Raw genomic sequence first — 14,607 nt, forward strand, 5'->3', positions numbered from 1 at the left:
GTTCGGGAATCCGACTGGAACCAACAATATCAGTTTCTCAAATTTTGACCATGGTGATATCATTGTAGTTGATTACATCCCAAAACTTCTGACACTTCTTCTAAATTTACACGCCCACGACCTCCGGAAATGATCATCGCAAAATAGCCTTTTTCTGACTTGAGAACCAATGTCGGGGCTGTCTGACCTAATTCAATCCCAAAATAATCCGTACCTTCCTGTGCTGTACGAATAGGATTTTCGTGATGAATGATTTCAAATTGAACTTCGTTTTCTTGCAAAATGGTTTTTAAATTGTCCATATGAGGGAGCCCCCTTTTTAGAATTTCTTTAAAACGTATTTTACCAAAACCGGCTCGCCAATATCTTGTTAACGCACGAACGGAAAAACGAATGAAGAGATCGGTTTTTTGGGGTGTGTCAACGTGAAATAAAACCTAACATAAATCTTGTGAAATCTTTTGTTACAACATATAATAACATTACACGTAATAAAATCTTACACAAAAAGCGGTTTGGCAACGGAGCCACACCGTGTCTGCGGCAAAGAAGCCCTGCACAACCTGTTGCATTCTTTCTCCGGGATCGGTCTTGACGCCGTCTTATCGGAGAAGGAGGCAATTGGGAGTTGCGGGGCTTTTTTCCGCAATAAGCAACAATATTTGTTGAAACTACGGATTGGAGGGATGGCGAATGGATCCGGTACCGCGCGATATGGCAGTCCTTACGATTGGAATCGTGAGGCAGTTAACCGGACTCAGTTTGCGGCAGATTCGGTATTATGAAGAAATCGGGCTAGTTTGTCCCTATCGTTCAAGCGGTGAACACCGCCTGTACTCGATTAACGATGTCGCCCGTTTGCTCCGCATCAAAGACATGATGGACCAGGAGTATCCGATCTCGCAGATCAAAAAAGTGCTGATGCCGCCAACCGCACCCGTCGAACCCCAGACGCGGCCGACTCCCTCCGAACAGGAAATGGACGACGGCAAACTGCTGAAAGAGATTCGGGGACAGATCCAAACCCGAGCGGAACGGTCCTGGTCGACAACGATCATTGAGGGGCAGTTGTCGCAGTTTTATCGCAACAAAAAAAGATGAAAAAAAGAGCACCCAGCGTCAGGCGAGGGTGCTTTTTGCCCTCACCGGGAGGGCGCAGAGAATATTCCACAGAGGGGGGACCAGACAAGCGGTCTCCAGTGGAGAAAAAGGAGAGGTTACCTGGATTGTAACAAAGGAACCGGGCGAGGAAAACATGGGTTGTTAGATTATATAACAATACTTTTTATTATTTCATGTTATATTATCTAACAAAATTCATTTTACGAAATAGGGGCATTTGGTATGTTTTCTTTAACATACTGAAATTCAAAACCTCAAACTTTTGATGGACTGGGAGGGAACGGTTGTGGAGCGGGAAGAAGCCCTGGAGTTGGCGAAAGAAATCGTTCGGCTGGATCTGTTGCGGGACCAAATGTGGGAAAAGCTGGCGGCTGTGGCGGGTTCCCGCGCGCATGAACTGCTGCGGGCCGTGCAAAACGGATGGCATCCGAAATCCTGATCAAATTAAAAAGCATAAAAAGTTTTCTAGGGTTCCGCTCATTTGCCCTGTTTGGTCAAGTGAGGACTGGTCCGAGAGAAAACGGCGTCGAATCCGCCGCGCGGACAGGCGCTACACGGAGGGAGAAAAGCCCGGGAGGTAACAACAGCAATGGTGTTATCTCCTTTTTTATTCCAATTTTTTAATCCAATTTCCTTGGGGGGATTTGCATGAGAAAGGCTGGTTTGCTGCTCTGCCTGCTTCTTTTGTTGGCAAGTGTCGTGGGATGTTCCAAGAGCCAGGTCTCGCAAGCGCCGGGGCAGGAAAACAAACAGAAAATCCGCCTCGGACTCAGTCCCTGGCCCGGCTGGTTTGTCTGGTATCTGGTGAAGGAAAAGGGCTTTTTCGAAAAAAACGGCGTCGACGTGGAATTGGTCTGGTTTCCGGTGTACAGCGACTCACTGACCGCTTTGTCCGCAGGCAAAATTGACGCGAACAGCCAAACTGAAGTCGATCCGGAAACTTATCAAGTCAGGGCGGACGGGGAACTGATCGTCTGCGAACCGGCCGGAACCGTTCCCATGGCGCAGCGGTATTTCCTGTTTTGAGGGGGGATCGGATGCTTTCTCGGCTTACTCTCATCCAACTGATCGATTCCGCTTTTCCCACAGGCGCCTTTTCCCATTCCTTCGGCCTGGAAACCGCTTTGCAGGAAGGGAGGGTGACAAACGCTCCGGAACTGGAGGAATGGCTGTATTCTTACTTGACGGGAAGCCTTGCTCCGATGGAAGGGGTGGGCGTGTACTGGGCGCACCGGTACGCGGAGGAACTTGCAGGCTGTCATGCGGAACGGGGGCTGACGGGAGCGGATCCTGAAACAAATCTGAAAATGCTGGATCGGCGGCTCACCCTGGCGAAACTGGCGCGGGAATCCCGCGAAGGGGGAATCAAAATCGGGAAAAGGTACCTGCGCGTCGCCGGGGAGCTTTATCCGGAGGCGGCTCTCGAACGGTACGGGGATTGGATTCGCCGAGGAGAATGTTACGGCAATGCCTGTGTCGTGCATGGCTGGATATGCGCGCATTTGCGGTATCTGCCACGGGATGCGGTCGCCAGCCACCTGTATGCCGGGGTGAACAGCCTTGTGCAAAACGCGCTGCGGGCCATGGCGATCGGTCAAACGGAAGGGCAGAAAGTGTTGAAATCGCTGATTTCCGCAGTGGAACGGGAAGCGGAGCGGCTGGTGCAAGATCCCCCGCCACCGGACTCAATGTCGGGCCACGCTTTGGCGCAGGAAATCGGGGCGATGCGGCATGAAACCCTGTATTCGCGGCTGTTTATGTCTTGATCCAAAATTGCATGAAGCGAGGGGAAAAACATGTGTCAGGGCCACGACCATCATCATCACGAGTGGGAACACGGAAGTTTCGGAGGCGGACGGGCGATGCGGGTCGGTATCGGCGGGCCGGTCGGTTCGGGCAAAACCGCCCTGGCGGAAAAACTGTGCCGGATGTTGAAAGATACCTACAGTCTGGCGGTGATCACCAATGACATCTATACGAAAGAGGATGCGGAAATCCTGGCCCAAACCGGGGTTTTGCCGCGGGAACGCATTGTCGGGGTGGAGACGGGAGGTTGCCCGCATACGGCCATCCGCGAGGACGCTTCGATGAACATGGCGGCGGTGGAGGAACTGGAAGCGCGGTTTCCCGACCTTGACATCATTTTTATCGAAAGCGGCGGCGACAATCTGGCAGCCGCTTTCAGTCCCGAACTTGTGGATCTGTTCATTTACGTGATTGACGTTGCCCAGGGCGAAAAGATTCCGCGCAAAGGCGGCCCCGGTATCACCCGGTCCGATCTGCTGGTGATCAACAAAATCGACCTGGCCCCCTACGTCGGCGCCAGTCTGGAGGTGATGGAGCGGGACTCGAAACGGATGCGGGGAGACAAACCGTTCTTGTTTACCGATCTGTTTCAAAATTTCGGTGTTCCGGAAATTGCCGGCTGGATTTGCGGGCATTATCACAACGGTGGAATAAAAGGGACGCCATGAGAGTTCACGGCCTTTGGCGGGGGACAGTCGGAATTAGGGGGGGGGAGCAGCACGCTCCTTTCCTCTTTTCATCAGGCCCCTCTGAAAGCGGCAAAACCGTTTGCCGGGGAAAAAGGGGAACTCATCCTGTATTTGATGGACGCGTCGCCGGGACTCTTCAACGGGGACGTGCAGGAGATCGATTGCACCGTGGAAAAAGGGGCCAGCCTCTTTTTGACCAATCAGTCCTCCTGCAAACTGCATCCTTCACCGGAACCGGCCGAAAGCCGCCAAATCCAGCGGTTTCACTTGCGGGAAGGGGCTGTGCTGGAGTATTTTCCGGAACCGCTGGTTCCTTACAAGGGAGCCTGCCACCTGGGGGAAACCGTTGTTTGGATGGAAACGGACGCACAGGCGATCATCGGGGAAATCCTGACGCCGGGCCGGGCGGGACGCGGGGAGACATTCCAATACCGGACGGTAGCCAGCCGGTTTTCCGTCTTCCGGGAAAAGGAGCTGGCGGTATGGGACTCCCTTTTGCTGGAGCCTGCCCGGTGGCGCTTTGCAAAAGGGATTTTCGAGGAGTACACGCATCTGGCGACCCTCTGGGTGTTGTCCGGGAAGGTCACGAGCCTTCACGTGCAAATGATCCGGGATTTGTTGCACACCTCTGGCAGCGATTCCGTTTACGCGGGCGTCAGCCTGCTTTCCCGCAACGGGCTTGTCATTCGGATGCTGGGAAGGTCCGCCTGGGAGCTGCAGAGCGTGATGTATCGCTGCTGGGATCAGGTTCGGCGCGAACTGCTGGGAAAACCGGCCTTTCAGATCCGGAAATAGAAGTCAAGAACGTCGCAAGCAAAAGGAAACGGCCATCCGGCGACGGATGGCCGCTAGAAAAACAGGTTCTATGAAAGAAGAAAAGAGATTCCGGCCTGCTAAACCGTCAGATCGATTCCGACAACGCCAACCGCCTGTCCCCGGTTGTCGACAATCGCTTTGGACAGAGTGACGCACGGCTTTTTGGTAATGGCGGAAATGTAGGGGGAGGAAACGAACAATTGTCCCGCCATCGCCTGCTTCCACCACTCCCGGCTTTTGGCGTTGAGCAGACCTGCTTGCGGCTGTGAAAATATAAACGTACCGTCCGAGCGGTTGGACCAGATGGCTTCGATTCCTTCCGTTTTGGCCATGCAGTCGCTCAAGCGCTGTTTGTGCTTTGCGGGATCCAGCGATTGAATGTCGGGCATGGCGACAAGGCTCTCCAACACGTTTTTCATCTGTTCCAGGTGAGCCACTTGCTTGCCGTCTGTCGCATCGACTCCCATGGACTGGATGGACCGGAACAATTCACCGGATGTTACCTCAAGGTTGTGGTTGATTTCCTGCAACCGGCTGATTTGCCTGCGCTGCAGCGTCATAAGTTCAAGCGTCTCTTCCACGCCGGTGAGGGTGGCGTTGACGATTTCCACTACATCTCCCAACATGGCGGTCGAATTCACCATCAAGTGGGACTGCTGTTTGCTTGCCTCCGCCGTTGTCACCACCAGATCGTTCACTTCAAGCGTGCGGGCCAGCACAAAATCGATTTTGTCTTTCACTCCCCTCATTTCCTGAATGCTGTTTTCGACAGCCCGTTTTTCTTTGGCGACCGCCGCAATGAAATGATCGACTCCCTGCACGATGGAAGACAGGATGTCGGAAGAGCGGCTGACCGCCTCATGGCTTTGTTCGGCCAATTTTTTGATTTCCTGTGCGACGACGGCGAACCCGCGTCCGTGTTCCCCCGCTCTGGCCGCTTCGATGGAAGCGTTTAGGGCGAGCAAGGAGGTCTGGGCAACCATTTCCCGTATAAACGTGTTGATTTCCTCGATTTTCGAGGTATGGCCGCTCAATTCTTCAATCCTTTCGCGCATGGCATCATGGTTGGTCAGCATTTCACCCATCACCGTGTCGGTATTGTCCAGCGTCTGGCAGATGTCAAGCACCGTATCTTTCGTAAACTCACTTTCTTTCCGCATGGTGACCGTTATATCCGTAATTTGATCCGCTGCCGAGGCAATCTGCTGCAGCGAGGAAAAAGCCTGTTCGATCTGTCGCATGGCATGCCGGCTTTTCTCCTGCAGCTTCTTTTCCTGTTCGGTCGAATTGTCCGCTATTTCCGTGAGATTCACAATCGCGGCATTTACTTCTTCAATCGCCGCTACCAGCCGGTCTGCCACCACCTGCGATTCGTTGACAAACTCCCGGAATCTGCGACCGTTTTCTGCGTGAGAGGACAAGGCTTCAACCGCTTCCCGGCTGTTCCGCCTTTCCCGCCAAAAGCAGGCCAAAAGCGCGGCAAACACAAGCAACTGCAACCACGCCGTTACCTGACTGGGACGCCAAACTGCGTACAGTTGTACGATGGTTCCCGCGCCGCAAACTGCCATACTCACTCTCCCTGCCAACATCGTTTGTTCCCCTCCCGACGCGATTTTCTTTGTTTCGATAGAGTTGCTCCATGCCGATTGCGTGACTGCAGCCGTCCAGGGCACCATTTTTTACTCAATTGTAGTAACCAAATTACGACTCAAACAATTATATTTGTAATATTTTCTAACATAAAATCAAAAAAACGGCAAGTTTTTGTCTTTTTGGCTGAGTTTTATAGCTTTGTGTAATGAAACATAACACAAAAGATTACCGGAGTCGCGATCGCTGCATACGATATGTTTCACATTGTTTGATTCACATGTACAATAGTAAAATAAATAAAATAGGAGCTATGCCAACCGAGGGGATGGATGCGTTATGATCGTGTACGTGAACGGGAAATGGATGGATGAATCGATTGCCGCCGTATCTTTTCAGGACAGAGCCTTTGTCTTTGCCGATGCCATTTATGAAGTTTTACATATTTATAACGGCGCCTATTTTAAACTCGATTTGCATCTGGAGCGGATGCAGCAGGGATTGGAGAGGTTGCGCATTTCATACCGGACAGACGAGTTGCGGCCCGTCCTGGGGGAATTGCTTGAGCGCAACCCGGGGCATGCAAGGGGGATGCTTTACATCCAAGTGTCGCGCGGCGCGGCTCCCCGCGTGCACGGTCTTCCCAATTTGGAAAATCCGACTGTGGTCGCCTATGTAAAGCCTTTCGAGCCGAATACCCGGATTTGGGAGCAGGGGGGCCGGGCGATTTTTGTGGAAGATTTGCGCTGGCAGCTGTGCAACATCAAAACCACGGGTCTGCTGCTCAACTGCATGGCCAAAGAGGAGGCGCTCCAACGCGGAGCGGACGACGCGATCTTCCACCGGGGGGAGATCGTGACGGAAGCATCTGCCGCCAACCTGTTTATTGTGAAAAACGGTTGTCTGCTCACCCATCCCAACGGTCCCTGGATTCTTCCCGGGATCACGCGGCATGTGGTGATCGGGCTGGCCAACAAGCTTGGCATCCCGGTCAGGGAGGAACCGTTTACGAGAGACGATGTATGGTCGGCTGACGAACTGTTCCTGACAGGCACCTTAAGCGAAGTGGCGCCGTTTGTGGAAGTCGACGGCAAGAAGATCGGCACCGGCGCCGTCGGACCGGTCACCCGCAAGATTCAAGAGGCGTTTCGCCGGGAAACGGGAATCTAAATATTGCGTTTTCGTGTGAAAGGAGGAAGGGCATGCCGGATATGGCAGAAAGGTTCCGGGAGATCTACACGGCCCATTTTCGCGACATTTACAGCTATATCGCCTACTCGGTCGGTTCCCAGACCGAAGCGGAGGACATTACACAGGAAGTCTTTCTCAAGGCATACCGATCCTTCGATTCCTTTCGCGGAGATGCGGAGGTTCGCACCTGGCTGTTTGTGATCGCCCGAAATACGGTACGCAGCCACCTCGCCAGAAAAAAGCCGATTGTCAACGGCGAAGAGGAATTGCTCAAGCTTCCTTCGCCCGACGCTACCCCGGAGCGGGTTGTAACCGATCGCGAACGATCGGGTCTAATACAAAGAGCGTTGTTGCAATTGAATGAAACCCAGAGGACGATTGTCATTTTGCGTAACATCCACGGCTATTCCACCAAAGAGACGGCACGGATTCTCAATTGCACCGAAACCAAGGTGAAAGTCGAGTTGTTTCGGGCGCTGCGCAAACTGCGAAAAATTTTGTCGGTCGATCCGACGTTTGTCGTAGAAGGAACAGTTGCTTCGGAGGAGGTGAGGTCGCTGTGATTCGAAACGAGAAGCCGGATTGCGTGGCGGATTGGTTGTCCGCCATGAAACCGCTGGAACCGAGACCGGGATTGGAACAGGAAATCTATGCGCGAATCCTGCAGGAGCCGGTCCCGGCTGAGACCCCAAAGCGTTTCCGGTGGATGAAGGGGAGTTCGCTGGCAGCGATTGCCTCGTTTGCCGGAGTTACGGTTCTGGCGGGCGGGATTTTCTTTGCGCAGTTTGGCGCTTTCGGGAAGAGCGGCTCCCAGCATGAAGCAGCCGATAAGCCGGCCGAAACGCGCGATTCGGATAGATTGCGGGACTCCATGCCTGGTGCTTCGATTGCGCAAAATCATGCAACTCCAACCGCACCCACTGGCGGGATCAAGCAGGAGAAGGCACCCGCAATCGAGGCTTCAAAGAACGGCGTCCCCACCCAAACTCCCAATGCAGGCGTGAAGCAGGGAAGCGCAGCCGGTGCTGCGGCCCCTCCAAATTCCGCAGCTGCGGACGTCCGCAATTCCGAAGGGAAACCCGACTCGTCGGGACACGCACCTTCCCAAAGCGGCGACGTTCCCGACACGTTTGTGGCCGCCGCGAAGGGGAATGACGCATCAGGGGCCCGGACGGCTTCGAAAGAACCCAATTCCTTCGAAACGGGGCAAGCCGCTTTGGAAAAAGGGGTAAAGATCACATTGCGGGACGCTTCCAGCGTAAGGCGGCAGTTGGCGGCCAAAGAAGCGGCGGATGCGGTTACCCCCAGGGACGTAAGATTGATCGTTAAGGAATTGTTTGCGGCCAACGCCGCATGGGTCAAGGTAAACGGCGTGATGGTCGATGCGCAAGATTCGCTCAACGCCAACGACAGCAGGCTGGTCGTAAACGGGATTTCGATGGCGCCTCCCTATGTGGTGGAGGTCGGCGGTGATCCCGTCCAGATCCAGCAAGCGATTAAAGAGCGAGGCTCCGTAATTGATTCCTTGCGGCGATCCTCGAAAATTGAAGTTTCATTTGAACCGATCCGGTAACGAATTGATGTTTGTCCACGGGTTCCGCTTCGGGATGGTGTTACCGCTCACGCTGTTTGACGGCGGATGAGCGGTTTTTTGTCACGTTCAATGTCGAAGGATTCTGTGGGTGATTGTCGTATGATAATCCCTATTATAACGACAATCATTACGGGAGGTGAAAAAAGGAAGAGAGACCCTGTAGGTTGCCCGCCTCCGAGTCTCTCTTCCTGTTACCGGTTCCCCGCCAGTACTTCCTGGTTACCGAACCAAGCGATCTTTTTGATGTGATAGCTCACCGAGTAGGCGCCGAACTCGTTCCCAGTGAAGGTTGCGAATGATACGCAAGACCTGTCTACCGATAAACGTTGTGTCTTTTTGCAGTTCACAAGACCATTCTTCAAAATGGATCGTGACAGGAGTCGTGCCAGCTTCCATAACAACAAACGTATATTATCACAATGGAAGGAGGAAAATGGGGTGGGAAAACAGGATAAAAAAACGAAAATGAGAAAAAAAGTTTATAAAACAGATCGTTCGAAGAAAAGAAAAGGGCTCTGCCAGATTATTTGTATCTGTAAAAGCAAGAGGATGAACAAAAGAAAGCATAAAAATATACAAAAAGTGATCGTGAAAAAAGTTTTGCAACCTGTTCGTGTTAACGGATACAAATTTGAAATTCGGAGCTTGCAAGCCAAACGGGACAGGATTCAAATATTTGGTTTTGACGGGAAACAGGTAAAACCTGTCCGTACGGATTCAAAGGGAAGAGTGGAAGTGGTTCAAGAGAGTCCGTTCCCTTCACGGATCTTTCACGAAGAAAAGTTTTTAAATATTAAAACACAAGATGACTGGACCGTGTTGAAACCTCAAAACACCTCAACTCAAGTGACCTATTCATATGCGGTTGTCAACAAAGGGAATTATCCCGCGATCATACGGGTTGAAGTGAGCCCGAATTCCATTGATTTTGCAACCGACCGGGAAGAAGGTGCGAATCCCCACACGACGATTGTCATGGTTCCCACTCGGTTTCTTCGCTATACGCGTGTTTCTGTTCGGTCAAAACAACCGGGCCATCAAACCGTTTTGGATATCTATTTTCAATCGCAATCAGTCGGGTAATGGCAGTTTATATTATTGTTGGACAAGTTCTCATCTATAGGTATACATATATTTTCTTCTAAATAAGGACTAGAATACAGGCAATCAATTTTAAAAGGTCGTAATATGTCTTAGGCAGCTGAAATCAAGAGAAAGATGGTTTTGTAAAAAATCCGCAGCTGTCTATTACACCTTTTTGGGTGTATAAATATGCTAATAAAGGAGGAAATGAATTGCCAAATTTTGCTTCGTTTAACACCAATCCGGACGATTTACGAACTTTAATATTTGGCAGAGACAGCACTGCCACAAACCGCGCACTGGCTACCGATACCAGCGGACGATTGACAAACATTGCTTTGGACGGAACACTCACCAGTATTTTAGGAGCCACCCTTACCGCCGGTACGTTGACCAATCTGTTGAACGGTACGATCACCAGTGTGTTGGGAACCACGATTACCGCCGGTACGTTGACCAACCTGTTGAACGGTACGATCACCAGTATTTTAGGAGCCACCCTTACCGCCGGTACGTTGACCAACCTGTTGAACGGTACGATCACCAGCGTATTGGGAACCACGATTACCGCCGGTACTCTCAGCAGTGTGACCTCGATTTCACAGAAGAGCTTCCAGGAGCAGCAAACAACAAACATTGTAACTGCCGATGCGTTTTCAGCGCTGCCTGCCGTCACAACGAGTGTATTCGGTACTTATTCGTTCTTTATCTATAACAGGGGACCTGGCACCAATAAGGTGGATGCGCGGGTTGAGATCAGTGCGAACGGAACGAACTGGTACGCTAACGTCGACACCGTAACCGGTATTGCCGTCGGTTCCGTCGACGTGCTGGTCCCGTCGAAATTCTTAAAATATACGCGTTTGGCTTATCGTTCCTCTACGGCGGGAGCTCCCACGACCATTGACGTATTCTTTAACGGCCAAGGAACATAGATCTGACGACGGCCATCTTCAAGAAGAGCATATTGTATTCCTCTAAGGTCAAGGAACGCAGATCCGCCAGCAATAATCTTCCAGAAAGTAGTACATCAGCACATGAGTACATGGAGTCCATGTACTCTTTTCTCTAGGAGGAGCCATATGCAAAACTTGCTGCTCGGGGTACATGTGATGACTCATAATGAAGAAGAACTTTTGCCCCAATGTTTGGACAGTGTAAAAGACATCGCGGATGAAATCATTGTTGTGGACACGGAATCGGCAGACCGCACCATAGAGATTGCAACGTCTTACGGGGCAACAATTGTTCATGCGAAATGGGAGGATGATTTTTCAAAACCCAGAAACCTTGCGCTTTCTCACGCCCAAACCGAATGGATACTCTATCTTGATGCGGACGAAGTGTTGGCAGGGGGAGCAGATCAGATTCAAATCATCTTGCAAGATACGGATGCGGAAGCTTTTTTCGTTGAAATTGATAATGTATTGGGGAGTCGTATCGAAGATCGGCTCAGACATCAAGCAGTCCGCTTGTTCCGAAGAGATCCAACCTACCAATTTCGCGGCCGGATTCATGAGCAAATCATTCCTTCCATTTTGGAGAAGCATTCGATCTCGAAAATTGAACATTCTCCGCTGCAAATTGTTCATTATGGATACTTGCCGCCTGTTCTTTCCGGCAAAGACAAAATTCGCCGCAATCTTCGGATTCTTAAACTCTCGGTGAAAGAAAATCCTGAGGAACCGTTTCATCTTTACAATTTGGGAGTTACCTATTGCCAGCTGGGGAATCTTGATGATGCCGACCGTTTGATGAAAAGAGCTTTAGAACTTGCACCCTTAGGAACATCCTATCGCCCCACTTTAATTCGCGACCGGGCAAAAATTCTGATTGAATTGAAAGAATGGACAGAAGCGGAACAATTGCTCCGCAATGAAATGACTCGCTACAACGATTATCCTGATTTGTACCATCTGCTGGGGAAAACGTTGGAACAAAAAGGTTTTTTACGGGAAGCTTTGCAAACCTACCAAAGGGCGGTGCATGCCGGAGCGGCCCCGTCAAAGTATGTGACGGAAGCCGGGATGGGAACGTTTCGGTCGCTTCATGAAATGGCGACTTTGGCAAAGGAATTGGACGCAAAGGAAGAAGCGCTTCATTATTATCGGCAAGCATTGTCGTTTCATCCAAGCTATGCGCCGGCGTTGGCTGGATGGGCTGAAACACAGTATCTTTCGGGGCAATCGGACGAGCAAATTCTTGCACAGCTTAAAGCAGTGACCGGCGATTCGTTTTTGTTGGCAGAGGTTATGTCCGGAATCGGTGCATATTCCGAGGCATTGATTTTGCTAAAAACAATGGAGTCTTTGCCGTTAGAAGGAGAACGACTTCTGTGTGAGTGTCTGATGCAGACAGGACAATTTCCTGAAGCATATGAAAAATTAGGCGGTTTGCTTTCATCCGCAGATGAAAATGATCGGGAAGCTTTCGTGCAAGACCGGGCGTTGTGCCGCTGGAGCGAAGAACGAAATTTGCCCTTCAGTTTTTACAAAGATCTGACACGAACTGAACAACAGATGTATGAACGGGTTGATCGTTGGCTTGCCGAGGATGTTGTACCCGTTCCGGTTCCGCAGAAACTTGTACAAAGTTTGCTGGAACGAGCGATTCAACGTAAGCTGATTCGAATAGCTGACAAGCTTTCCCAACTAAATTCCGATTTGTTCCTTCTGTATTCGAAAAGCCTGTATCGGAACGGATTTGTGCTTATGGCGGCAGATCGTTTGTTGCAGGCAATGAAAAATCAACAACTGGATGGCGAAGGGCTGTTTATGCTGGCGGAAATTCTGTATGACAAAGGATATTACAGCCAGGCTTGTGCGTTGTTTGAGAAAATGGCAGACGAAATGCCGGGGGATGAAAAAACGAGAACCGCCGCCGCCCTGTGCTATTTAGAAATGGCACAAGATATTGCAATTGAAAGCCTGAAGCGGTTTCCGAATCATTCCGCTATCCAAACCGACCTGGAACGGATCCGGAACAGCAAACAATTGCTCGGCGGAATCAGATGGCACACATCGTGGAATGGTGCACAAAGGAGGAATCTCCATGCGTCAGCCAACGATTTCGCTGTGCATGATCGTCAAAAATGAAGCTGAACATCTTCCAAGATGCTTATCGAGCGTCAAAGGAGTTGTGGATGAAATTATCGTAGTGGATACGGGTTCAACCGACAACACGGTGGATATTGCCCGTCGATTCGGGGCACATGTCATTTGCTCTCCTTGGCAAAATGATTTTGCTTACGCTCGTAATGCAGGTATTGATCAAGCCAAAGGAGAGTGGATTTTATGGCTCGATGCGGACGAAGAACTGGAGGCGACGGACCGGGAAAAACTCCGCATATATGCTCAACATAGGGAAATTGAAGCGTTTTTGTTGCAGATCTACAACTATACAGGTGACGGATCGCAAGGAGCCACCATTAACCCCGTCTTGCGAATGTTCAGAAACCGTCCCGAATACAGGTTTGAAGGACGAATCCACGAACAGATCGCCATAAGCATTTATAAGCACAGACCGGAGGCCGTTTATTACATTACGGATATCAAAATACACCATTACGGATACCGGCAGGAAATCGTAATAAAAAAAGATAAAATTCGCCGCAATATTCACTTGCTTCAGCAAATGGAAACGGAAAAACCGGGCGATCCGTTTACCAAATATAACCTTGGGGTTGAATGCCTTCGCATCGGAGATGCGCAGCAAGCGCTTGACGCTTTCAGGCAAGCCAAATCCCTGATCGATCCTGTGACATCCAATTATGCTCATTTGTTGTTTAAGTATAAAATTCGCTGTTTGCTGGCACTTGGACAGGTCGAAGAAGCGATTCAAATTTGTGATGAGGGAATCGGTCTCTACCCGCAGTATACCGATTTGCATCATATAAAGGGAACATGTTTGACACAATTGGGAAAGATCGAGGCAGCGAAAAAATGCTACCGGTATGCTTTTGAGTTGGGGCCTGCTGCCAGCGGATACCATACGGAAGAAGGCATGGGCACTTATCAGACCTGTTACGCATTGGGGATTTTGCATGAAGCGACCCGGGATTACAACGCTGCAGTGCAATGGTACATGCGGGCTGTCCGTTTCAAATCAAGCTTAAATCCGCCGTTATATCGCATTTTTCATCTTATGAGATGCAACGGGGCGCAGTCGCAAATCTCCCCTTTTCTAAAAGAACGCTTTGATATCAAAACAGAGGATGCAATGGCAAAGGTGATACAAATTTTGTTTGACACCGATTGTTTGGAACCTATCCCGGCACTCGCAGAGCAATTGAAGAGCGGGAAATTCAAAGAATTCAAATCCGTGTCTCAAATCAAGTGTCAGCTGTTAACGGGAAATCTGAAAAGTGCTCGAAATACTTTACGCCACATGCGTTCTCAAGCAAAGACAAAGTTAGAAAAGTGGTTGAATTGGGCAGAGAAAAGCAAAGGTCGGATAGCGGAAGATTCACTTTCCGATGAGGAATTTACATTTATTGTAAAACTCGCATTTGCCATTGGGCGAAAAGACGAAGCGCTGCGCTTGCTCGACCAGTGGCAGAATCGACTGGAGGGTCCGGAAGCTGGCAAACGAATCATACGAACACTGGCAAGCCTGGCAGATTCCCATTTGGAAGTACTGAGCAAATCAAACAGGTTTCGCGATTTGGCGCAAGATGCGCGACTGGCTGTTCCCTGTGAGGACGGGTTTTAAGGA

The 14,607-nt window shown here is 50.5% G+C and carries 14 protein-coding genes, 1 pseudogene and 1 riboswitch; of the genes and pseudogenes, 13 read left to right on the forward strand and 2 right to left on the reverse strand.

The features are described from left to right. Nucleotides 1-59: 59 nt before the first annotated feature. Nucleotides 60-302: a YbaK/EbsC family protein gene (locus tag AC4ED1_RS04715; RefSeq protein ID WP_490936269.1), complete on the reverse strand. Its 243-nt coding sequence runs from the start codon at nucleotides 300-302 to the stop codon at nucleotides 60-62. 391 nt (nucleotides 303-693) lie between these two features. Here AC4ED1_RS04715 and AC4ED1_RS04720 point away from each other — a divergent pair, with 391 nt between their 5' ends. From AC4ED1_RS04720 to AC4ED1_RS04745, 6 genes and pseudogenes are all read left to right on the forward strand, one after another. After that, entirely contained in the window at nucleotides 694-1,101 is a 408-nt protein-coding gene (locus tag AC4ED1_RS04720) for a MerR family transcriptional regulator (protein ID WP_490936270.1), read from the forward strand. Nucleotides 1,102-1,408: 307 nt separating this feature from the next. Continuing rightward, entirely contained in the window at nucleotides 1,409-1,561 is a 153-nt protein-coding gene (locus AC4ED1_RS04725) for a hypothetical protein (protein ID WP_490936271.1), read from the forward strand. Between the two features lie 15 nt (nucleotides 1,562-1,576). Further along, a riboswitch (guanidine-I (ykkC/yxkD leader) is annotated at nucleotides 1,577-1,701 on the forward strand. A 69-nt stretch (nucleotides 1,702-1,770) separates the two neighbouring features. Further along, on the forward strand, nucleotides 1,771-2,148 hold the full coding sequence (locus tag AC4ED1_RS04730) for an ABC transporter substrate-binding protein (protein WP_490936557.1): 378 nt from the start codon (nucleotides 1,771-1,773) through the stop codon (nucleotides 2,146-2,148). 11 nt (nucleotides 2,149-2,159) lie between these two features. Further along, complete coding sequence (locus tag AC4ED1_RS04735; protein ID WP_490936272.1) at nucleotides 2,160-2,888, forward strand: urease accessory protein UreF; 729 nt, start codon at nucleotides 2,160-2,162, stop codon at nucleotides 2,886-2,888. Nucleotides 2,889-2,918: 30 nt separating this feature from the next. Continuing rightward, complete coding sequence (gene ureG, locus AC4ED1_RS04740) at nucleotides 2,919-3,596, forward strand: urease accessory protein UreG (RefSeq protein WP_490936273.1); 678 nt, start codon at nucleotides 2,919-2,921, stop codon at nucleotides 3,594-3,596. Between the two features lie 51 nt (nucleotides 3,597-3,647). Next, nucleotides 3,648-4,412, forward strand: a pseudogene (locus tag AC4ED1_RS04745) (urease accessory protein UreD); the annotation flags it as partial. A 98-nt stretch (nucleotides 4,413-4,510) separates the two neighbouring features. Here the strand turns inward: AC4ED1_RS04745 and AC4ED1_RS04750 are convergent. After that, entirely contained in the window at nucleotides 4,511-6,004 is a 1,494-nt protein-coding gene (locus AC4ED1_RS04750; protein ID WP_490936274.1) for a methyl-accepting chemotaxis protein, read from the reverse strand. 361 nt (nucleotides 6,005-6,365) lie between these two features. Between AC4ED1_RS04750 and AC4ED1_RS04755 the strand changes: the two genes are divergently transcribed. From AC4ED1_RS04755 to AC4ED1_RS04785, 7 genes are all read left to right on the forward strand, one after another. Then, complete coding sequence (locus AC4ED1_RS04755) at nucleotides 6,366-7,196, forward strand: aminotransferase class IV (RefSeq protein WP_490936275.1); 831 nt, start codon at nucleotides 6,366-6,368, stop codon at nucleotides 7,194-7,196. A gap of 32 nt (nucleotides 7,197-7,228) precedes the next feature. After that, complete coding sequence (locus AC4ED1_RS04760; protein ID WP_490936276.1) at nucleotides 7,229-7,780, forward strand: RNA polymerase sigma factor; 552 nt, start codon at nucleotides 7,229-7,231, stop codon at nucleotides 7,778-7,780. Next, nucleotides 7,777-8,790, forward strand: a complete 1,014-nt coding sequence (locus tag AC4ED1_RS04765; protein WP_490936277.1) for a DUF881 domain-containing protein — start codon at nucleotides 7,777-7,779, stop codon at nucleotides 8,788-8,790. Before AC4ED1_RS04760 ends, AC4ED1_RS04765 begins: the two co-directional genes overlap by 4 nt. Nucleotides 8,791-9,249: 459 nt before the next feature. Continuing rightward, on the forward strand, nucleotides 9,250-9,894 hold the full coding sequence (locus AC4ED1_RS04770; protein ID WP_490936278.1) for a DUF6385 domain-containing protein: 645 nt from the start codon (nucleotides 9,250-9,252) through the stop codon (nucleotides 9,892-9,894). A 212-nt stretch (nucleotides 9,895-10,106) separates the two neighbouring features. Beyond that, a complete protein-coding gene (locus tag AC4ED1_RS04775) occupies nucleotides 10,107-10,829 on the forward strand; it encodes a DUF6385 domain-containing protein (RefSeq protein WP_490936279.1) in 723 nt (240 codons plus the stop codon). Between the two features lie 147 nt (nucleotides 10,830-10,976). Further along, a complete protein-coding gene (locus tag AC4ED1_RS04780; RefSeq protein ID WP_490936280.1) occupies nucleotides 10,977-12,989 on the forward strand; it encodes a glycosyltransferase in 2,013 nt (670 codons plus the stop codon). After that, nucleotides 12,946-14,604, forward strand: a complete 1,659-nt coding sequence (locus AC4ED1_RS04785) for a glycosyltransferase (protein WP_490936281.1) — start codon at nucleotides 12,946-12,948, stop codon at nucleotides 14,602-14,604. The genes AC4ED1_RS04780 and AC4ED1_RS04785 overlap by 44 nt, the downstream gene beginning before the upstream one ends. Nucleotides 14,605-14,607: the final 3 nt, after the last annotated feature.

This window comes from Effusibacillus sp. SKA8 (assembly GCF_058273125.1).

Bases quoted from the DNA above. Each gene is read 5' to 3' on its own strand.
- AC4ED1_RS04715 (WP_490936269.1), bottom strand. From the start codon at position 302: ATGGACAATTTAAAAACCATTTTGCAAGAAAACGAAGTTCAATTTGAA.
- AC4ED1_RS04720 (WP_490936270.1), top strand. From the start codon at position 694: ATGGATCCGGTACCGCGCGATATGGCAGTCCTTACGATTGGAATCGTG.
- AC4ED1_RS04730 (WP_490936557.1), top strand. From the start codon at position 1,771: ATGAGAAAGGCTGGTTTGCTGCTCTGCCTGCTTCTTTTGTTGGCAAGT.
- AC4ED1_RS04735 (WP_490936272.1), top strand. From the start codon at position 2,160: ATGCTTTCTCGGCTTACTCTCATCCAACTGATCGATTCCGCTTTTCCC.
- ureG (WP_490936273.1), top strand. From the start codon at position 2,919: ATGTGTCAGGGCCACGACCATCATCATCACGAGTGGGAACACGGAAGT.
- AC4ED1_RS04750 (WP_490936274.1), bottom strand. From the start codon at position 6,004: ATGGCAGTTTGCGGCGCGGGAACCATCGTACAACTGTACGCAGTTTGG.
- AC4ED1_RS04755 (WP_490936275.1), top strand. From the start codon at position 6,366: ATGATCGTGTACGTGAACGGGAAATGGATGGATGAATCGATTGCCGCC.
- AC4ED1_RS04760 (WP_490936276.1), top strand. From the start codon at position 7,229: ATGCCGGATATGGCAGAAAGGTTCCGGGAGATCTACACGGCCCATTTT.
- AC4ED1_RS04780 (WP_490936280.1), top strand. From the start codon at position 10,977: ATGCAAAACTTGCTGCTCGGGGTACATGTGATGACTCATAATGAAGAA.
- AC4ED1_RS04785 (WP_490936281.1), top strand. From the start codon at position 12,946: ATGCGTCAGCCAACGATTTCGCTGTGCATGATCGTCAAAAATGAAGCT.